The organism is Pseudomonas sp. LJDD11 (genome assembly GCF_024584215.1).
Lineage (GTDB): Bacteria > Pseudomonadota > Gammaproteobacteria > Pseudomonadales > Pseudomonadaceae > Aquipseudomonas.
In genome coordinates, this window is sequence record NZ_JANJFL010000013.1 from 122,608 (window position 1) to 142,389 (window position 19,782).

Genomic DNA, 19,782 nt, shown 5'->3' on the forward strand with positions numbered 1-19,782 from the left:
GCGTTGCAGCATTTCTGGCAATTGTCGCCAATCGCCCTGCCGCGATCATGGATTTGGCCTAGGCTTGGCTGAGGATCATCAGTCAGGCAATCGGTGAAACGAACTTCATGAAGCCCGCACGGACTCTTGCCCGACCGCGTTTGCTGGGCATCGTATGGCCTTTTATTGTCGTGGTGCTGTTTCAGGCGCTGCTCGGCTGCTTCAGCCTGTACATGATGTCGGCCATGCGCAGCTATGTCGGTGGTGAAAGCCTCTGGTCCAAAGGTCAGAAGGACGCGGTCCGTTATCTGGACCTGTATGCCTTGAGCCATGACCCGCACGACTACCTCAGGTATCGCCAGGCGATTGCCATCCCTGAGGGCGGGCGCAAGCTGCGCGAGGCGCTCGATCTCCCTGAACCTGATCTCGCCGCGGCGCGTGCGGGTGTTCTACAAGGCGGCAATCATCCTGAAGATGTCGCACGCATCATCTGGCTGTATCGCCATTTCCGTGACATCGGGGCCATGCAGCAAGCGTTGCATTGGTGGTTGCAGGGCGATGCTTATCTGGCCGAGCTTGATGAGCTGGCGAGCAGCATGCGCCAGCACATCGCTCAAGGGCAGCCTGATGCGCAGACCGTGGCGCAATGGCGCGAGCGAATCGAGCAGCTCAATGCCCGTATCACCCCGGCGGCCATGGCCTTCAGTGAGGCGCTGGGGCAGGGGTCTCGATCGTTATTGCGGGTGCTGATCGTCATCAATCTGCTGACGGCCCTGATCCTGATTGCGCTGGCCTTGCTGCGCACCCACAACCTGTTGGTGCTGCGCCGGGCGATTGCCGATGACTTGCAACGCGAAAGAAAACGCGCCCAGGTTACGCTGGAGTCAATTGTTGACGGGGTCATTACCACGGATGTGCAAGGCAATATCCTGTACCTGAACCCGGCCGCCGAGCAACTGACCCACTGGCAGAGTGACCAGGCGGCCGGCACGCCGCTGGCAGCGCTGTTCAACCTGCTGGACGAGCATGCCCGGCGCGAGAGTGCCACGCTGATCGAGCATGTCCTCGGCGGTCAGTTCAAGAGCGGCGCGTTGCATTGCAAACTGATCCAGCGCCTGGACGGCAGCACTGTTGCGGTTTCTCTGGTCGGTGCGCCGATTCTCACCGACGGCCAGATCAGCGGCGCGGTATTGGTGCTGCACGATCTGACCCAAGAGCGCCAATACATCGCCAATCTTTCCTGGCACGCCGCTCATGACCCTTTGACCGGGCTGGTCAACCGCAGCGAGTTCGAATATCGGCTTGAGCAACTGCTTGAACAGCCGGTGGCGCAAGAGCTCGAGCGAGTGCTGATGTTGCTCGATCTGGACCAGTTCAAGCTGATCAATGACAACTACGGACATGCGGCCGGTGATGCCCTGTTACGACACCTGTGCACGGTGCTGCCGCAAGGCTTGCGTGAGGGTGACACCCTGGCGCGGCTGGGCGGCGACGAGTTTGGCATTTTGCTGCACGATTGCCCGGCCGATTCAGTGCAGGGCGTCGCTGAAGGGCTGCGCAGCGTGGTGGAGAACCTGCATTTTGTCTGGAAAGGCCGCGCGCTGGTGATCACTGTGAGCATCGGTGTGGTACTGATCGGCGCGGCTCAGATCAGCCTGGAGGATGCCCTGCGCGCCGCCGACCTGGCGTGTTATATGGCCAAGGAAAAGGGCCGCAACCGTATCCAGCTGTATCACCCCAATGATTTGGAGTTGTCGCTGCGCTCTGGCGAGATGGCCTGGATTCAGCGCCTGCATCGTGCGCTGGAAGAAAACCGTTTCTGTCTGTACGCTCAGGAAATTGCCCCGCTCGGTGATGATGGCGACCCGGTACGGCACATCGAGATTCTCCTGCGCCTGCGTGACGAGTCCGGCAACATCGTGGTTCCGGATCGCTTTATCCCTGCTGCAGAGCGCTTTGGCCTGATGACCTCGCTGGATCGCTGGGTGGTGCGTAGCGTGTTCAAACTGATTGCCGAGTGCCGGAGCGACGAACAGCATGCCGAGCCCAGGGTGTTATGTGCTATCAATCTGTCCGGTGCCAGTATTGGCGACACGGCCTTTCTGGGCTACCTCAAGGAGCAGTTCAGCCAGTACGCCGTGGCGCCGCAGACCATCTGCTTTGAAATCACCGAAACCACGGCAATCGCCGATCTGGGCAGTGCGATCGTGTTCATCAACGAACTCAAGGCATTGGGATGCCAGTTCTCGCTTGACGATTTTTGTGCGGGCATGTCGTCGTTTGCCTACCTCAAGCATTTGCCGGTGGACTTTCTCAAAATTGATGGCAGCTTCGTCAAGGACATGCTCGACAACGCGGTCAATCGCTCGATGGTGGAGGTCATCAACCACATTGGCCATGTGATGGGTAAGCGGACCATTGCCGAATATGTCGAGACGCCTTTGATCGAAGCGGTTCTGCAGGAAATGGGCGTGGATTTTGCGCAGGGTTACCTGATCGGTCGCCCCGAATTATTGACTCGCGAAAGTCTTTATAAGGAGCCCGTGCGGCGTGGCGTGCTGCCAGCACGGGAAAGGATGGCTCCGGCAGGGGGGGAGGAGGTTTCGCTCTACCGGGGCAGGATCGAAACGTAGCACCCGTGAGGTGCGAATAAATGGAGTTATACAATGATCGACACTTTTGTCCGAACTGGCCCACTCATGGAACCGGGCAGTTACCCGGGTTGGGCACAGCAATTGATCAACGATTGCAGTGGCGCCAAGGCTCGCGTGGTCGGGCATGAGCTGTACCAGCGGATGCGTGACGCACGCCTGAGCCCTATGGTCATGCGCCATTACCTGATTGGCGGTTGGCCGGTGGTGGAGCAGTTTTCGGTGTACATGGCGCAGAACCTGATCAAGACCCGTTTTGGCCGTCATCCCGGTGAAGACATGGCGCGCCGCTGGCTAATGCGCAATATTCGCGTCGAACTTAATCACGCCGATTATTGGGTCAACTGGTGCGAGGCCCACGACGTCAGCCTCAGCGACCTCAAGGCGCAGCGCGTTGCGCCTGAGCTGCATGCGTTGAGCCACTGGTGCTCGCAGAGCTGCACCAGCGACAGCCTGGCAGTGGCCATGGCGGCGACCAACTATGCTATCGAGGGCGCTACCGGCGAATGGGCTGCCCTGGTGTGCTCCACCGGCACCTACGCCGAAGCCTTCCCGGATGAGTCCCGCAAACGGGCCATGAAATGGCTGAAGATGCACGCCCAGTACGACGACGCCCATCCATGGGAAGCGCTGGAAATCATCTGCACCCTGATCGGCAACCATGCCAGCGAAGCGCAGCAATATGAATTGCGTCAGGCCATTACCCGCAGCTACGACTACATGTACCTGTTTCTGGAACGCTGTATGCAACTTGAACGCAGCAGTAAGCCGGTACGTGAACTGCTCGCCGAACCTGCGTAAAGATACGGGTCGGGTGGGGATGTGCGGGAGCGGATTTATCCGCGAAGAACATTCGAAACACGCAATGTATCGTGGCTAACGCCGCTCCTGTGGCGGGCTCAGCCCGCCATCATCATCCGGTTGCGGCCTTCACGCTTGGCCGCATACAGCGCACTGTCAGCCCGGCGCAGCAAGCTGTCGACCGATTCGGCCGGCAATAATGTCGCGCAGCCCAGGCTGATACTTGGCCGCAGGCCATCCAGACCAACGACCTCCAGCGCCTCCACCGTCTGGCGCAAACGTTCGCCAATCATCGCCGCGGCCTCGCGATCAGTGTTCGCCAGAATGATCACGAACTCCTCGCCGCCGTAGCGAAACACCCGGTCGACATTGCGCACTTGCTGCTTGAGCGTCTGCGCCACACTTTTGAGTACCTGGTCACCATTGACGTGCCCATGGGTGTCATTGATCTGCTTGAAATGGTCGATATCCAGCATCAGCAACGACAGCGGCTGGCGATAACGCCGCGAGTCATCCACCTCCCGGGTCAGAACCTGATCCATCGCCACACGATTGCCGGTATCGGTCAGCGGATCACGCAACGCGCTTTTGATCGCCATCCGGTACAGCAAGGCATTGCGCAAAGGGTAGAGCAGGCAGCTGACCAGCCCTTGCAGGTCATCGCCCAGCGCAGCACCCAACGGATGGCGGTGATGCAGTTCCAGTTGCCCGAGCGGCTCGCCAGCATGGCTGAGATCGTAACGGGTGGCAGGTGGGGTGCAGTCGCCGAACGACAGTTGCAGGTCACTGGCGGCATGGCTGTAAGTGAGGCCATCGAGCAGCCCGGCCTGGGTCAGCCCCTTGCAGAACATCTCCAGGATGCGGTCGGCCTCCAGGCTGGTCTGCAGTTGCTGAGCCAGTTGATAACCCAGTTGACGCATGTCCACAGGGTGTTCCTGAACTGACAGGCGAGGGCGCGCGGATGGGCGCGGCACGCTGCTGGTATCAATGACTACTGGGTCGATCCGGGGTGGAGAACTCATCTATTCACTCCTCAGCACATTCCTTGAGGCTGGTTTGGTTAGAGCGAAATGCATGCCAATCGGTTCATTCATCCTGAATGCTAGAAAAAACAACGTCTTACAGATGAGATGGCGCCCAAGATAGCGGCAGCGGCTTGACGCAGGGGCATGTTTTAACAGATTTCGGCGTCACTATGCGTCGTTTTGCCGCCGCATGTGACGCCTTGCACATCATTTTTGGGCGTTGAACGCCTGGCCGTTGATGCCAGCGCTGTCCGGCCCCATCAGGTACAGGTACACCGGCATGATCTGTTCGGGAGTGGGGTTGTCGAGGGGATTCTCGGCAGGATAGGCCTGGGCGCGCATGTCAGTGCGGGTCGCGCCGGGGTTGACGCTGTTGGCACGGACCGCCGCCACACCGTCCAGTTCATCGGCCAGGGTCTGCATCAGCCCTTCGGTGGCAAACTTCGACACGCCGTAGGCGCCCCAGTAAGCACGGCCCTTGCGTCCGACGCTGCTGGAGGTGAACACCACCGAGGCGTCACTCGATTGCTTGAGCAACGGCAGCAGCGCCTGAGTAAGCATGAACATGGCGTTGACGTTGATGTGCATCACGCGCATGAAGTTTTCACCCGACAGCTGTTCCAGCGGCGTGCGCGGGCCAATGATCGAGGCATTGTGCAACAGGCCGTCAAGCTGGCCGAATTCGGCTTCGAGCATCGCTGCCAGTTCGTCGTACTGATGTGGCAGGGCGGTCTCCAGATTGAACGGGATCACCGCCGGGCGCGGATGGCCGGCTGCTTCGATCTGGTCGTAGACCTGGCTGAGGTTGGCTTCGGTCTTGCCCAGCAACAGCACCGTCGCACCGTGGGCGGCGTAGCTGCGTGCTGCGGCAGCACCGATACCGCGGCCGGCACCGGTGACCAGAATGACCCGGCCTTTGAGTAGCTCGGGGCGGGCGCAATAGTCGAACATTGTCAGTCTTCCTTGGAGTCGGGCAGTGCTCAGCAGCTGCACAGAGCGTTATCGAGGACCTGGCGCAACTGCAGCGGATGATCCACCACCACATCGGCGCCCCAATGGTTCGGGTTGTCGTTGGGGTGAATGTAGCCATAGCGCACGGCGGCCGTGCGGGTGCCGGCATCGCGGCCCGACTCGATGTCGCGCAGGTCGTCGCCGACGAACAGCACGCTGGCAGGATCCAGGTCCAGGCGGCTGCAGGCCAGGATCAGTGGCTCGGGATGCGGTTTGCTGTGGGTCACATGATCCGGGCAGATCAACAGTGCCGAGCGCTGCGCCAGGCCCAGTTGCTCCATGATCGGTGCGGCGAAGCGCACCGGCTTGTTGGTCACCACGCCCCAGATCAGCCCGGCTTTTTCGATGTCGGCAAGCAACTCGGCCATGCCGTCGAACAGGCGGCTGTGCACTGCGCAGTTGTGTTGGTAACGTTCGAGAAACTCCAGGCGCAGGGCTTCGAATTCCGGAGCGCTGGGCGACAGGCCGAAGGTTGCCGAGACCATGGCCTTGGCGCCGCCGGAGATTTCGTCGCGGATCAGCTTGTCGTCCACTGGCGCAAAACCGCGCTCGGCCAGCATCGCCTGGCAAATGGCGATGAAGTCCGGGGCGGTGTCCAGTAACGTGCCATCCATATCGAACAGGACCGCTCTCAAGCGCATGCTCAGGCCTCCTTCACGGTCTGGATCATGTAGTTGACGTCAACGTCGACGGCCAGCTTGTAATGCTTGGTCAGCGGGTTGTAGGTCAGGCCGATGATGTCCTTGACCTGCAGTCCGGCAGCGCGGCTCCAGGCGCCCAGTTCCGAAGGGCGGATGAATTTCTTGAAATCGTGGGTGCCACGCGGAAGCATGTTGAGGATGTACTCGGCCCCGACAATGGCGAACAGGTAGGCCTTGGGGTTGCGGTTGATGGTGGAGAAGAACACCTGGCCACCCGGTTTGACCATACGGCAGCAGGCCGCGATCACCGAGGACGGGTCAGGCACGTGTTCGAGCATTTCCAGGCAGGTGACCACATCGAACTGTTCGGGCATTTCCAGCGCCAGGTCTTCGGCAGTGATCTGCCGGTATTGGACTTGCACCCCGGATTCGAGCTGGTGCAACTGGGCCACCGCCAGCGGCGCTTCGCCCATGTCGATACCGGTCACGGTGGCACCGCGCAAGGCCATGGCCTCGCTTAGGATGCCGCCGCCGCAGCCGACGTCGAGGACGTTCTTGCCGGCCAGGCTGACCCGCTCGTCGATCCAGTTGACCCGTAGCGGGTTGATGTCGTGCAGAGGTTTGAACTCACTTTCGCGGTCCCACCAGCGATGGGCCAGGGCCTCGAATTTGGCGATTTCAGCGCGATCGACGTTGCTCATCGGATGTCCCTCTTGAAGATGTGAATTCGGTGGAGTCCGGCAGCCGCCAACAGACGGATGGTCAGGGGGCGCTGGACATTCATTGAGTGCGGTCGGCAATGCGCCGACCCCATGCCGTGGCGCTTGCGCACAGGGCTTGTTCATCCATGCGGGTCAGGCGGCGATCTTCCAGTAATGGCTTGCCGGCGACCCATACGTGGCGTACGCAATCGCGGCCGCTGGCGTAGATCAATTGTGATACCGGATCATAGACCGGTTGTACGGCCAGCCCTGACAGGTCGAACGCGACCAGGTCGGCAGCCTTGCCAAGCTCCAGCGAGCCGGTTTGCTGCTCGATACCCAGGGCACGGGCGCCGTTGAGCGTGGCCATGCGCAATGCGCGGTGCGCGTCCAGGGCGCTGGCCGAGCCGGCGACGGCCTTGGCCAGCAAGGCGGCGGTGCGGGTTTCACCCAGCAGGTCCAGATCGTTGTTGCTCGCCGCGCCATCGGTGCCCACTGCGACATTGACCCCGGCTTGCCACAGTCGCTCTACCGGGCAGAAGCCGCTGGCCAGTTTAAGGTTCGATTCCGGGCAGTGAATGACACTGGTGTTGCTTTCTACCAGCAAGGCCAGGTCTTCGTTGCTGATCTGGGTCATGTGCACGGCCTGGAAGCGCGGCCCCAGCAGGCCAAGGCGCTGCAGGCGGGCCAGTGGACGCTCCTGGCGCTGCTCGACCGATTGTTGCACTTCGAAGGCGGTCTCGTGCACATGCATATGGATCATGGCGTCGAGTTCATCGGCGATGACCCGCACCCGTTCCAGGTTCTCGTCATTGACCGTGTAGGGCGCGTGGGGGCCGAAGGCGACGTTGATGCGCGGATGATGGAGCAGGTCATTGAACAGTTCGATGCCGACATGCAGCGCTTCGTCGATGTTGCGTGCGCCGGGCACCGGAAAATCCAGCACCGGCACGCAGATCTGGGCGCGCATGCCGCTGTCGTGCACCCGCTCGGCAGCCACTTTGGGGTAGAAGTACATGTCCGAAAAACAAGTAACGCCGCCCTTGAGCTGCTCTGCAATGGCCAGGTCGGTGCCGTCGCGCACGAATGCTTCATCGACCCAGCGGCTTTCGGCAGGCCAGATGTGTTCCTGCAGCCATGTCATCAGCGGCAGATCATCAGCCATGCCGCGAAACAGGGTCATCGCCGCGTGGCCGTGGGCGTTGATCAGGCCGGGAGCCAGCAGCATCCCCGGCAGCTCGCGGGTTTCTGTTGGTGACAGGCGCAGGGCATCGGTCCTTGGGCCGATCCAGACGATGCAGCCGTCGCGGATGCCGATGCCATGTTCCCTCAGCACCACCCCGGCAGGTTCGACCGGCACCAGCCAGTCCGGCAGGAGCAGAAGGTCAACGGGTGTACTGGCTGTGGGCATGACAGACTTCCGGGGTTGGTTCAGATTGTGTACAACGACAGCGTGAGTCGGTGGTCAGGCAAGGTGGTGGGTCACTTGCAGCACGGGCTTTGAGCCTGGTAATGGCGAAGTATACCCGAGCGTCTGGTTGGCCGGCTCGCTATAATCGGTCGCTTTTTTATTCAGGTTCTGGATTGTTGACGATGGAGTGGGCGATGCGCGATCAGTTGTTGGCTGCGGAAAAAGTAAAGGCCATCGATTGGCGGGAAGACGCCCTGTACTTGCTTGATCAGCGGGTATTGCCGCGCGAAGAGGCCTGGCTGGCCTGTCATGATGTCCAGGCGGTGGCGGCCGCGATCAGCGCCATGGTGGTGCGCGGCGCGCAGGCGATCGGCGTCAGTGCTGCCTATGGGGTGCTGCTCGCGGCGCGGGCGCGGATGGCGGCCGGTGGCGACTGGCAGTCGGCGCTGGACGCCGACTTCGCTTTGCTGGACGCTGCGCGGCCCACGGCGGTCAACCTGTCCTGGGCGCTGAGCCGCATGCGAGAGCGCCTGCAACGTTTGAAGTCTGATGACGACCCGTTGCGAATTCTGGCGGCCGAAGCGGCGGCTATTCATCTCTCTGATCGCGATGCCAACCTGACCATGGCACAACTGGGGGCCGAACTGATCCGCAAGCAGCAGGGCAACCTGCAGGCGGTGCTGACCCACGGCAACGCCGGCGCGCTGGCCACCGGCGGGTTCGGTACGGCGCTGGGGGTGATCCGCGCCGCGCACCTGGAAGGCATGATCGAGCAGGTCTATGTCGATGAAACCCGGCCTTGGTTACAAGGTTCGCGGCTGACCGCTTGGGAGCTGGCCAGCGAAGGCATCCCGGTCAGTGTGATTGCCGACTCGGCGGCAGCGCATCTGATGCGTACCAAGGGGATTACCTGGGTGGTGGTCGGTGCTGACCGGATCACCGCCAACGGTGATGTGGCAGCCAAGATCGGCACCTATCAACTGGCGGTGGCAGCGATGCATCACGGCGTGCGGTTCATGGTCGTGGCACCGAGTTCGTCGATCGACATGGACACCACCAGTGGTGACGGCATCGTCCTCGAAGAGCGCGATGGCCTTGAATTGCTGGATGTGGGCGGCCAGCCACTGGCTGCCAGAGTCGGCGCGTTCAATCCGGTGTTCGATGTCACTCCGGCGGACCTGATTGACGCCATTGTCACTGAAAAGGGCGTGGTCGAACGGCCCGATACCGCCCGGCTGGCGCAGTTGATGAGCCGCAAGCACCTGCATTGATTGCCGTTCGTCGCCTGCCAGGCAGGATTGTCGGTGGTTCTCTGGCGGCCTGAGAGCGTCTCTCGGCGTTGCCGCGCTCAAGTGGCTCACATCCATTGCTTGCAAGGGATGTGAGCGTGACGGCGATTGTGCTAACATCCGGCGGTTTTCGGGGGCGCTATTCGCAGTCCCTCCAACTGCGCAGATCCATGGCGTAACCCGTTGATTTGTCGTAAGTCGTCGCCTGGTGTCAACCGGGGGCGGCGAGCCTTGATCGTTCCGCAGGGGGCGTTGGGGTTTCACCAGAAAAAGGAATCAGGCTTCTCATGGGTGAACTGGCCAAAGAAATTCTTCCGGTCAATATCGAAGACGAGCTGAAACAGTCCTACCTGGATTACGCCATGAGCGTGATTGTCGGGCGGGCACTGCCGGATGCTCGCGATGGCCTGAAGCCCGTGCACCGGCGTGTGCTGTACGCCATGAGTGAACTGGGCAACGACTGGAACAAACCGTACAAGAAATCCGCCCGTGTGGTCGGTGACGTGATCGGTAAGTACCACCCCCACGGTGACACTGCGGTCTACGACACCATCGTGCGGATGGCCCAGCCTTTCTCGCTGCGCTACCTGCTGGTCGATGGCCAGGGCAACTTCGGTTCGGTCGACGGCGACAACGCGGCGGCGATGCGATACACCGAAGTGCGGATGACCAAGCTCGCCCACGAGCTGATGGCCGATCTGCACAAAGAGACTGTCGACTGGGTGCCCAACTACGACGGCACCGAGCTGATCCCGGCGGTCATGCCGACCAAGATTCCCAACCTGCTGGTCAACGGTTCCAGCGGTATTGCCGTGGGCATGGCGACCAACATTCCGCCGCACAACCTCGGTGAAGTCATCGACGGTTGCCTGGCGCTGATCGACAACCCCGAGCTGTCGGTCGACGAACTGATGCAGTACATCCCCGGCCCGGATTTCCCGACCGCTGGTGTAATCAACGGGCGTGCCGGCATTCTTGAGGCTTATCGCACTGGTCGCGGGCGCATCTACATGCGGGCCCGCTCGATCGTCGAAGACATCGATAAAGTCGGTGGCCGCCAGCAGATCGTCATCACCGAGCTGCCGTACCAGCTCAACAAGGCCCGGTTGATCGAAAAGATCGCCGAGCTGGTCAAGGAAAAACGCCTCGAAGGCATCACCGAGCTGCGTGACGAGTCCGACAAGGACGGCATGCGGGTGGTCATCGAGCTGCGTCGTGGCGAAGTGCCTGAGGTGGTGCTCAACAACCTCTACGCCCAGACCCAACTGCAAAGCGTCTTCGGCATCAACATTGTCGCGCTGATCGACGGTCGTCCACGGATCCTCAACCTCAAGGACCTGCTGGAAGCTTTCGTTCGTCACCGTCGCGAAGTGGTTACCCGCCGCACCGTGTTCGAACTGCGCAAGGCGCGTGAGCGTGGCCACATCCTTGAAGGCCAGGCGGTTGCGCTGTCGAACATCGACCCGGTCATTGCCCTGATCAAGGCTTCGCCGTCGCCGGCCGAGGCCAAGGAAGGGCTGATCAGCACGCCTTGGGAATCCAGTGCGGTGGTGGAAATGGTCGAGCGCGCCGGCGCCGATGCCTGCCGTCCGGAAAACCTCGATCCGCAATATGGCCTGCGTGATGGCAAGTATTTCCTGTCGCCGGAACAGGCCCAGGCGATCCTCGATCTGCGTCTGCACCGTCTGACCGGTCTGGAGCACGAGAAGCTGCTGGGCGAGTATCAGGAGATCCTCAACCAGATCGGCGAGCTGATCCGCATCCTCAACAGCGCCACGCGCCTGATGGAAGTGATTCGCGAAGAGCTGGAACTGATCCGTGCCGAATACGGCGATGCGCGCCGCACCGAGATCATCGAGTCGACTGGCGACCTGACCCTGGGCGACCTGATTACCGAAGAAGACCGTGTGGTGACCATTTCCCACGGTGGCTACGCCAAGACCCAGCCGTTGACCGCTTACCAGGCCCAGCGCCGTGGCGGTAAGGGCAAGTCTGCTACCGGGATCAAGGATGAGGACTACATCGCGCACCTGCTGGTCGCCAACAGCCACACCACGCTGATGATGTTCTCCAGCAAAGGCAAGGTGTACTGGCTCAAGACCTACGAGATTCCTGAAGCGTCGCGTGCCGCCCGCGGTCGTCCGCTGGTTAACCTGCTGCCGCTGGATGAGGGTGAGTACATCACCACCATGCTGCCGGTCGAGGAGTACACCGTCGGCCACTTCATTTTCATGGCCACCGCCAACGGGACCGTGAAGAAGACGCCGCTGGAGCAGTTCGCCCGTCAACGCAGTGTGGGCCTGATCGCCCTGGAGCTCGATGAAGGCGATGTGCTGATCAGCGCCTCGATCACCGATGGCAGTCGCGAAGTCATGCTGTTCTCTGACGGTGGCAAGGTCACCCGCTTCAACGAGAACGAAGTGCGTGCCATGGGGCGTACCGCTCGTGGTGTGCGCGGTATGCGTCTGGCTGAAGGGCAGAAGCTGATTTCCATGCTGATCCCGGAAGAGGGCAGCCAGATTCTCACCGCTTCCGAGCGTGGTTATGGCAAGCGTACGGCTATCAGCGAGTTCCCCGAGTACAAGCGTGGCGGCCAGGGCGTGATTGCCATGGTCAGCAACGAGCGTAACGGCCGTCTGGTCGGGGCGATCCAGGTGCTCGACGGTGAAGAGATCATGCTGATCTCCGACCAGGGCACTCTGGTTCGTACCCGGGTCGACGAAGTGTCCAGCCTGGGCCGTAATACCCAGGGTGTGACCCTGATCAAGCTGGCCAGCGATGAAACTCTGGTTGGCCTGGAGCGGGTTCAGGAGCCTTCCGAGATCGAAGATGAAGAGCTTGATGAAGGCGCGGCTGCCAGCGAGACGGATGATGAGCAACCAGCGGACGCTGCGGGTGACGAAGAGTCCGCAGACTGAAGCAATGCAGTAAATAGCTCGGGGGCAGGTTCGTTCGTGAAAACGCGTGCCTGCCCCTGCGCCTTTGCGGTGCAGTAAGGTGTGATGCCTGTGCACCGGTCCCGGATTGAGGTGCCTGCCGGCCATCCAGCGCTGTGCTGGCAGGCTGCCTGTAGCGTGAACAGACCCGAAGCATTTGACGAGAGTGGATATGAGCAAGCGAGCCTTTAACTTCTGCGCAGGTCCTGCTGCGCTCCCTGAAGCTGTTCTGCTGCGCGCCCAGGCCGAGCTGCTGGACTGGCAAGGCAAGGGCCTGTCGGTCATGGAAATGAGCCATCGCAGCGACGAGTTCGTGTCCATCGCCGAAAAGGCCGAGCAGGATCTTCGCGATCTGCTTCATATTCCCGCCAATTACAAAGTGCTGTTCCTGCAAGGTGGCGCCAGCCAGCAGTTCGCCCAGATTGCCCTGAACCTGCTGCCGGAAAACGGTGAAGCCGACTACGTCGACACCGGTATCTGGTCGCACAAGGCCATGGAAGAAGCGGCCCGCTACGGCAAGATCAACCTGGCTGCCACCGCCAAGCCTTACGATTACTTCGCCATTCCTGCTCAGCAAGAGTGGACGCTGTCGAAAAACGCGGCGTACGTCCACTACGCGCCGAACGAAACCATTGGCGGCCTGGAATTCAACTGGATTCCAGAAACCGGCGACGTGCCGCTGGTTGCCGACATGTCGTCGGACATTCTCTCGCGTCCGGTGGATATCTCGCGGTTCGGCATGATCTACGCCGGCGCGCAGAAAAACATCGGCCCAAGCGGCATTGTTGTCGTGATCATCCGCGAAGACCTGCTCGGTCGTGCCCGCGCCCTGTGCCCGACCATGCTCGACTACAAGGTCGCGGCTGACAATGGCTCGATGTACAACACGCCGCCGACCCTGGCCTGGTATCTGTCCGGGCTGGTGTTCGAATGGCTCAAGGAGCAGGGTGGCGTCGAGGCCGTGGCCAAGGTCAATGATCTCAAGCAGCGCACCCTGTATGACTACATCGATGCCAGCGCGCTGTACAACAACCCGATCAACAAGGCTGACCGCTCGTGGATGAACGTGCCGTTCCGCCTGGCTGACGACCGCCTTGACAAACCGTTCCTGGCCGGTGCCCAGGCCAATGGTCTGCTCAACCTCAAGGGGCATCGCTCGGTAGGTGGCATGCGTGCCTCGATCTACAACGCCGTGGGCCTGGATGCCGTCAATGCGCTGGTCGCCTACATGAAAGACTTCGAGAAGGAGCACGGTTGATGTCCGATCAGGAGCTCAAGGCGCTTCGCGTGCGCATCGACGCACTCGACGAGAAGATCCAGGAACTGATCAGCGAGCGGGCACGCTGCGCCCAGGACGTGGCGCGGGTGAAGATGGCGACCCTGGCCGAAGGCGAGGCGCCGGTGTTCTATCGGCCCGAGCGTGAAGCTCAGGTGCTCAAGCGGGTCATGGAGCGTAACCGTGGCCCGTTGAGCAACGAAGAAATGGCGCGTCTGTTCCGTGAGGTCATGTCTTCGTGCCTGGCGCTGGAGCAGCCGCTCAATGTTGCCTATCTCGGTCCTGAGGGCACCTTCACCCAGGCAGCGGCCATGAAGCACTTCGGCCATGCAGTGGTCAGCCGGCCGATGGCCGCGATCGACGAAGTGTTCCGCGAAGTGGTTGCCGGTGCGGTGAACTTTGGTGTGGTGCCGGTCGAAAACTCCACCGAGGGTGCGGTCAACCACACGCTCGATAGTTTTCTTGAGCATGACATGGTGATCTGTGGCGAGGTCGAGCTGCGCATCCACCATCACCTGCTGGTGGGCGAAAGCACCAAGACCCAGAGCATCACCCGCATCTACTCCCATGCCCAGTCCCTGGCCCAGTGCCGCAAATGGCTGGATGCGCACTACCCGAATGTCGAGCGCGTGGCGGTGGCAAGCAATGCCGATGCCGCCAAGCGGGTGAAAAGCGAGTGGAATTCGGCAGCGATTGCTGGCGATATGGCGGCTAGCCTGTATGGCCTGACCCGTTTGGCAGAAAAGATCGAAGATCGTCCAGACAACTCCACGCGTTTTCTGATCATCGGCAATCAGGAAGTGCCGCCGACCGGTGATGATAAAACCTCGATCATCGTGTCGATGAGCAACAAGCCGGGCGCCCTGCATGAGCTGCTGGTGCCGTTCCATGAAAACGGCCTGGACCTGACCCGTATCGAGACCCGTCCTTCGCGCAGCGGCAAGTGGACCTATGTGTTCTTCATCGATTTCGTCGGGCATCATCAGGACCCGCTGGTCAAGGCCGTGCTGGAGCAGATCCGCCAGGAAGCCGTAGCGCTCAAAGTGCTGGGTTCCTACCCCAAAGCGGTGCTCTGAAATCATGAGTGTGCAATCCAACGGGCCGCTGATCGGCCGCCTGGTGGTGGTCGGGCTCGGTCTGATCGGTGGCTCCTTTGCCAAGGGTATTCGCCAGAGCGGTTTGTGCCACGAGGTGGTGGGGGTTGACCTCAATGCCCAGTCGCGCCGCCTGGCGGTCGAGTTGGGCGTGGTGGACCGTTGCGAAGAGGATCTGGCCAAGGCCTGTGAGGGCGCCGACGTGATCCAGTTGGCGGTGCCGATACTGGGCATGGAGAAGGTCCTGGCGCGTTTGGCGCCGCTGGACCTTGGCAACGCCATCCTCACCGATGTCGGCAGCGCCAAGGGCAATGTGGTGCGTGCCGCGCAAGAAGCATTCGGTGCAATGCCGGCGCGATTCGTGCCCGGGCATCCGATTGCCGGTTCTGAGCAGAGCGGCGTCGAAGCCTCGAATGCCGACCTGTTCCGTCGCCACAAGGTAATCCTCACGCCGCTGCCGCAGACCGATCCGGACGCGGTCAGCGTGGTGCATCAGTTGTGGGCTGCACTGGGCGCGGATGTCGAGCACATGCGCGTCGAGCGTCATGATGAAGTGCTGGCCGCGACCAGTCACTTGCCGCATCTGCTGGCATTCAACCTGGTTGACTCGCTGGCCAAGCGTAACGAAAACCTGGAAATCTTCCGCTACGCGGCGGGAGGTTTTCGCGACTTTACCCGTATCGCCGGCAGTGATCCGGTGATGTGGCATGACATCTTCCTGGCCAACCGCGAAGCGGTGCTGCGGACCCTGGACACCTATCGCAGCGATCTGGATGCGCTGCGCGAGGCGGTCGAGGCAGGCGATGGTCACCAGTTGCTCGGTGTGTTCACCCGGGCGCGCATGGCGCGTGAGCATTTCGGCAAGATTCTTGCCCGGCGTGCCTATGTCGAACCTGAGGTGGCTGCTGATCTGGCGTTTGTGGCGAGCCCCGGCGGGCGGCTGGCTGGTCGGGTGCGAGTGCCGGGCGACAAGTCGATTTCCACCCGGGCGATCATTCTCGGCTCGCTGGCTGAAGGCGTTACCGAGGTCGAGGGTTTGCTTGAGGGTGAAGATGCCCTGGCGACCCTGCAGGCGTTCCGTGACATGGGCGTGGTTATCGAAGGCCCGCATCAGGGCCGGGTGGCGATCCACGGCGTTGGCCTGCACGGTCTGAAGTCGGCGCCGGGGGCGATCTACCTGGGTAACTCCGGGACCTCGATGCGCCTGCTGGCCGGTTTGCTGGCTGCGCAGAGCTTCGACAGCACCCTGACCGGCAATGCCACGTTATCGCGGCGTTCCATGAACCGCGTCGCCGAGCCATTGCGGGCCATGGGGGCGGTCGTCGAGAGTGGCGCTGAGGGTCGTCCGCCGCTGACCATTCGCGGTGGCCGACAACTGGTCGGGCAGGTCTTTGAGGCGCCGACTGCCAGTGCGCAGGTCAAGTCCTGCTTGTTATTGGCAGGGCTGTATGCCCAAGGGCGTACTACGATTATTGAGCCGACACCGACTCGCGATCATACCGAGCGGCTGCTGGAAGGGTTTGGTTACCCGATCCAGCGCAGCGCGGGGCGCTTGAGTATCGAGCCGGGGCATCGGCTGAACGGCACGCGCATCGAGGTGCCAGCGGATATGTCTTGCGCAGCGTTCTTTTTGGTCGCCGCCTCGATTGCCGAGGGTTCCGAGTTGCTGCTTGAGCACGTCGGCATCAACCCGGCCCGCACGGGTGTGATCGATATCCTGCGTCTGATGGGGGCCGATATCGAGCTGGAGAACCCGCGTCAGGCTGGCGGTGAGCCGGTCGCCGATCTGCGGGTGCGCTCGGCGCCGCTGACCGGTATCGAGATTCCCGAGGCGTTGATACCGCTGGCCGTCGACGAATTTGCGGTGGTGTTCATCGCGGCAGCCTGCGCGCGTGGTCGCACGGTGTTGCGTGGTGCTCAGGAGTTGCGCGCCCGTGACAGTGACCGGATCCAGATCATGGCAGACGGTTTGCAGGTATTGGGTATCAAGGTCGAGCCAACCGCCGATGGCATCATTATCGACGGTGGTACTTTTACGGGCGGTGAGCTGGATGCCCGTGGCGATCATCGCGTTGCGATGGCGTTCAGCGTTGCCGCTTTGCGGGCCTCGGCGCCCATACGGATCCGCGACTGTGCCAATGTCGTGACATCCTTTCCCAATTTCCTGGCACTGTGCGCCCAGGTTGGCATGTCCGTCGCGCAAGAGGAACAATCGTGAAAATCAAAGCACCTGTCATCACCATTGACGGACCCAGTGGTTCGGGCAAAGGCACTATTGCCGGTTTGCTGGCGACCCAGTTGGGCTGGTGTCTGCTCGATTCTGGTGCGCTGTACCGTCTGCTGGCCTTCGCGGCCAGTAACCACGGGGTCGACCTGACCAATGAAGAGGCGCTCAAATTGCTGGCAGCGCACCTCGATGTGCAATTCGAGGTCGGTGACAACGGTCAGCAGCAGCGCATCATTCTTGAAGGTGAAGACGTGACCCATGCGATCCGCAACGAGCAGGTCGGCAGTGGCGCGTCTCAAGTGGCTTCGCTGCCGGCAGTGCGGGACGCTTTGTTGCAGCGTCAGCGGGCTTTTCAGGAGCAACCGGGTCTGGTCGCTGACGGTCGGGACATGGGGACCGTGGTGTTTCCCGATGCGCCATTGAAGATTTTCCTGACCGCCAGTGCCGAAGAACGCGCGCGTCGTCGTTACCTGCAGTTGAAGGCCAAGGGTGATGATGTTAGTCTGTCGAGTCTGCTAGATGAGATACGTGTTCGCGACGAGCGTGACACCCAGCGAGCGGTAGCCCCGCTCAAGCCGGCGCACGACGCCATTCAGCTGGACTCCACCGAGTTATCCATCGACCAGGTGTTGCAACGCATCCTCAGTGAAGTCGCCCTGCGCGATATCACGGGATGATCAAGGAGCCATGCGGGAGACCAGACTACATCCTGCAGGCTTCCTTTTACATGAACGAAACCCACGTGGTCTGGAACGTGGCAGATGGGCGTATTCTTCGCCCTTGATCACACAGGAATTAAAATGAGCGAAAGCTTTGCAGAACTTTTTGAAGAAAGCCTGAAAACCCTGAATCTTCAGCCAGGCGCAATCATTACCGGTATCGTTGTCGACATCGACGGCGACTGGGTAACCGTACACGCTGGCCTGAAGTCCGAGGGCGTCATCCCGCTCGAGCAGTTCTACAACGACGCTGGCGAGCTGACCATCAAGGTCGGTGACGAAGTGCACGTTGCGCTGGACGCGGTCGAAGACGGCTTTGGCGAAACCAAGCTGTCCCGCGAAAAAGCCAAGCGCGCCGAGTGCTGGATTGTTCTGGAAGCAGCTTTCGCCGCTGAAGAAGTGGTCAAGGGCGTCATCAACGGCAAGGTCAAGGGCGGTTTCACCGTCGACGTCAACGGCATCCGTGCGTTCCTGCCGGGCTCGCTGGTCGACGTTCGTCCGGTTCGCGACACTACCCACCTCGAAGGCAAAGAGCTCGAGTTCAAGGTCATCAAGCTGGACCAGAAGCGCAACAACGTTGTCGTTTCCCGTCGCAGTGTCCTGGAAGCCGAGAACAGTGCAGAGCGCGAAGCGCTGCTGGAATCCCTGCAGGAAGGCCAGCAAGTCAAGGGTATCGTCAAGAACCTCACCGACTACGGCGCATTCGTGGATCTGGGCGGCGTCGATGGCCTGCTGCACATCACCGACATGGCCTGGAAGCGTATCAAGCACCCATCGGAAATCGTCAATGTTGGCGATGAGATCGATGTCAAGGTTCTGAAGTACGATCGCGAGCGCAACCGCGTTTCGCTGGGTCTGAAGCAACTGGGCGAAGACCCATGGGTTGCTATCAAGGCTCGTTACCCAGAGAGCACCCGCGTTACTGCACGCGTTACCAACCTGACCGACTACGGCTGCTTCGCAGAGCTGGAAGAAGGCGTGGAAGGTCTGGTGCACGTTTCCGAAATGGACTGGACCAACAAAAACATCCACCCGTCGAAAGTCGTTCAGGTTGGCGACGAAGTGGAAGTCATGGTTCTGGACATCGACGAAGAGCGTCGTCGTATCTCCCTGGGCATCAAACAGTGCAAGTCCAACCCATGGGAAGACTTCTCTGGCCAGTTCAACAAGGGCGACCGTATCTCCGGCACCATCAAGTCGATCACCGATTTCGGTATCTTCATTGGTCTGGACGGCGGCATCGACGGTCTGGTTCACCTGTCCGACATCTCCTGGAACGAAGCCGGTGAAGAAGCCGTTCGTCGTTTCAAGAAGGGCGACGAGCTGGACACCGTTATCCTGTCGGTTGACCCGGAGCGTGAGCGCATCTCCCTGGGTATCAAGCAACTGGAAAGCGATCCGTTCTCCGAGTACGTCACTGTCAATGACAAGGGCGCGATCGTTCGCGGTACCGTGAAAGAAGTTGACGCCAAAGGCGCCATCATCGTTCTGGCCGACGACATCGAAGCGACTCTGAAAGCTTCCGAAATCAGCCGTGACCGCGTTGAAGACGCGCGTAACGTTCTGAAAGAAGGCGAAGAGATCGAAGCCAAGATCATCAGCGTTGACCGCAAGAGCCGCGTAATCAACCTGTCGATCAAGTCGAAAGACGTCGAAGACGAGAAAGAAGCCATTCAGAGCCTGCGCAACAAGCCAGAAGCTACTGAAAGCACTGGTCCTACCACTATCGGTGACCTGCTGCGTGCTCAAATGGAAAAGCAGAACTGAGTTCTGTGATCCATTGAAAAAGGGCGACTTCGGTCGCCCTTTTTTGTGCGCGCAAGAAATATTTCGTCACTCATCCCGGACGCCCTTGTTGCGCGATGCAAATCCATCCGGTCTGGCGCAAAGCGAGGCGGGCTGCAAGCTGCCGCGCGTCATCCTCTCGTCACCTGAATATGCCGTATCAACCAGGCCGCACATAAGTCAAGATGCAGGCTGTTCAAAATCATCCGGTCATGCTAAAACCTTCGAAGCACTGA

Annotated in this window: 14 protein-coding genes; 9 read left to right on the plus strand and 5 right to left on the minus strand. The window is 60.9% G+C overall.

From position 1 onward, the window contains the following. Window positions 1-107 precede the first annotated feature (107 nt). Window positions 108-2,612: an EAL domain-containing protein gene (locus NRB16_RS16510; protein ID WP_257106521.1), complete on the plus strand. Its 2,505-nt coding sequence runs from the start codon at window positions 108-110 to the stop codon at window positions 2,610-2,612. 33 nt (window positions 2,613-2,645) lie between these two features. Next, the gene (locus tag NRB16_RS16515) at window positions 2,646-3,431 is read left to right on the plus strand and encodes a TenA family transcriptional regulator (protein WP_257106522.1); all 786 of its coding nucleotides are present in this window, start codon (window positions 2,646-2,648) and stop codon (window positions 3,429-3,431) included. A 98-nt stretch (window positions 3,432-3,529) separates the two neighbouring features. On the opposite strand, the gene NRB16_RS16520 is transcribed toward NRB16_RS16515, so the two are convergent. The 5 genes from NRB16_RS16520 to NRB16_RS16540 all read right to left on the minus strand — a co-directional run bounded on the left by NRB16_RS16520 (window position 3,530) and on the right by NRB16_RS16540 (window position 8,220). Then, a complete protein-coding gene (locus NRB16_RS16520) occupies window positions 3,530-4,453 on the minus strand; it encodes a GGDEF domain-containing protein (protein WP_253140699.1) in 924 nt (307 codons plus the stop codon). Between the two features lie 210 nt (window positions 4,454-4,663). Then, window positions 4,664-5,407, minus strand: coding sequence for a YciK family oxidoreductase (locus NRB16_RS16525; protein WP_045482029.1), 744 nt, complete (start codon window positions 5,405-5,407; stop codon window positions 4,664-4,666). 29 nt (window positions 5,408-5,436) lie between these two features. After that, window positions 5,437-6,108: an N-acetylmuramic acid 6-phosphate phosphatase MupP gene (gene mupP / locus NRB16_RS16530; protein ID WP_045482027.1), complete on the minus strand. Its 672-nt coding sequence runs from the start codon at window positions 6,106-6,108 to the stop codon at window positions 5,437-5,439. A gap of 2 nt (window positions 6,109-6,110) precedes the next feature. Continuing rightward, window positions 6,111-6,809 carry a bifunctional 2-polyprenyl-6-hydroxyphenol methylase/3-demethylubiquinol 3-O-methyltransferase UbiG gene (ubiG, locus tag NRB16_RS16535; protein ID WP_257106523.1) on the minus strand — a complete coding sequence of 233 codons (699 nt, stop codon included), beginning with the start codon at window positions 6,807-6,809 and terminating at the stop codon, window positions 6,111-6,113. A gap of 79 nt (window positions 6,810-6,888) precedes the next feature. Beyond that, complete coding sequence (locus NRB16_RS16540) at window positions 6,889-8,220, minus strand: TRZ/ATZ family hydrolase (RefSeq protein ID WP_045482022.1); 1,332 nt, start codon at window positions 8,218-8,220, stop codon at window positions 6,889-6,891. A 194-nt stretch (window positions 8,221-8,414) separates the two neighbouring features. On the opposite strand from NRB16_RS16540, the gene mtnA reads away from it, so the two are divergent. The 7 genes from mtnA to rpsA all read left to right on the plus strand — a co-directional run bounded on the left by mtnA (window position 8,415) and on the right by rpsA (window position 19,528). Then, window positions 8,415-9,491: an S-methyl-5-thioribose-1-phosphate isomerase gene (gene mtnA, locus NRB16_RS16545; protein ID WP_253140700.1), complete on the plus strand. Its 1,077-nt coding sequence runs from the start codon at window positions 8,415-8,417 to the stop codon at window positions 9,489-9,491. Window positions 9,492-9,796: 305 nt separating this feature from the next. Continuing rightward, window positions 9,797-12,427, plus strand: a complete 2,631-nt coding sequence (gyrA, locus tag NRB16_RS16550) for a DNA gyrase subunit A (RefSeq protein WP_257106524.1) — start codon at window positions 9,797-9,799, stop codon at window positions 12,425-12,427. Between the two features lie 190 nt (window positions 12,428-12,617). Next, on the plus strand, window positions 12,618-13,703 hold the full coding sequence (gene serC, locus NRB16_RS16555) for a 3-phosphoserine/phosphohydroxythreonine transaminase (RefSeq protein ID WP_257106525.1): 1,086 nt from the start codon (window positions 12,618-12,620) through the stop codon (window positions 13,701-13,703). After that, window positions 13,703-14,797 carry a prephenate dehydratase gene (pheA, locus tag NRB16_RS16560; protein ID WP_045482010.1) on the plus strand — a complete coding sequence of 365 codons (1,095 nt, stop codon included), beginning with the start codon at window positions 13,703-13,705 and terminating at the stop codon, window positions 14,795-14,797. Before serC ends, pheA begins: the two co-directional genes overlap by 1 nt. Window positions 14,798-14,825: 28 nt before the next feature. Further along, the gene (locus NRB16_RS16565; protein ID WP_253140782.1) at window positions 14,826-17,033 is read left to right on the plus strand and encodes a bifunctional prephenate dehydrogenase/3-phosphoshikimate 1-carboxyvinyltransferase; all 2,208 of its coding nucleotides are present in this window, start codon (window positions 14,826-14,828) and stop codon (window positions 17,031-17,033) included. Further along, window positions 17,030-17,719 (plus strand): (d)CMP kinase, encoded by a 690-nt coding sequence (gene cmk / locus NRB16_RS16570; protein WP_045482007.1) that lies wholly within the window; start codon window positions 17,030-17,032, stop codon window positions 17,717-17,719. The genes NRB16_RS16565 and cmk overlap by 4 nt, the downstream gene beginning before the upstream one ends. Window positions 17,720-17,842: 123 nt before the next feature. After that, entirely contained in the window at window positions 17,843-19,528 is a 1,686-nt protein-coding gene (gene rpsA / locus NRB16_RS16575) for a 30S ribosomal protein S1 (protein ID WP_045482004.1), read from the plus strand. Window positions 19,529-19,782 lie beyond the last annotated feature (254 nt).

Coding starts and splice junctions, on each gene's coding strand:
- NRB16_RS16510 (WP_257106521.1), top strand. CDS start 108: ATGAAGCCCGCACGGACTCTTGCCCGACCGCGTTTGCTGGGCATCGTA.
- NRB16_RS16515 (WP_257106522.1), top strand. CDS start 2,646: ATGATCGACACTTTTGTCCGAACTGGCCCACTCATGGAACCGGGCAGT.
- NRB16_RS16520 (WP_253140699.1), bottom strand. CDS start 4,453: ATGAGTTCTCCACCCCGGATCGACCCAGTAGTCATTGATACCAGCAGC.
- NRB16_RS16525 (WP_045482029.1), bottom strand. CDS start 5,407: ATGTTCGACTATTGCGCCCGCCCCGAGCTACTCAAAGGCCGGGTCATT.
- mupP (WP_045482027.1), bottom strand. CDS start 6,108: ATGCGCTTGAGAGCGGTCCTGTTCGATATGGATGGCACGTTACTGGAC.
- ubiG (WP_257106523.1), bottom strand. CDS start 6,809: ATGAGCAACGTCGATCGCGCTGAAATCGCCAAATTCGAGGCCCTGGCC.
- NRB16_RS16540 (WP_045482022.1), bottom strand. CDS start 8,220: ATGCCCACAGCCAGTACACCCGTTGACCTTCTGCTCCTGCCGGACTGG.
- mtnA (WP_253140700.1), top strand. CDS start 8,415: ATGCGCGATCAGTTGTTGGCTGCGGAAAAAGTAAAGGCCATCGATTGG.
- gyrA (WP_257106524.1), top strand. CDS start 9,797: ATGGGTGAACTGGCCAAAGAAATTCTTCCGGTCAATATCGAAGACGAG.
- serC (WP_257106525.1), top strand. CDS start 12,618: ATGAGCAAGCGAGCCTTTAACTTCTGCGCAGGTCCTGCTGCGCTCCCT.
- pheA (WP_045482010.1), top strand. CDS start 13,703: ATGTCCGATCAGGAGCTCAAGGCGCTTCGCGTGCGCATCGACGCACTC.
- rpsA (WP_045482004.1), top strand. CDS start 17,843: ATGAGCGAAAGCTTTGCAGAACTTTTTGAAGAAAGCCTGAAAACCCTG.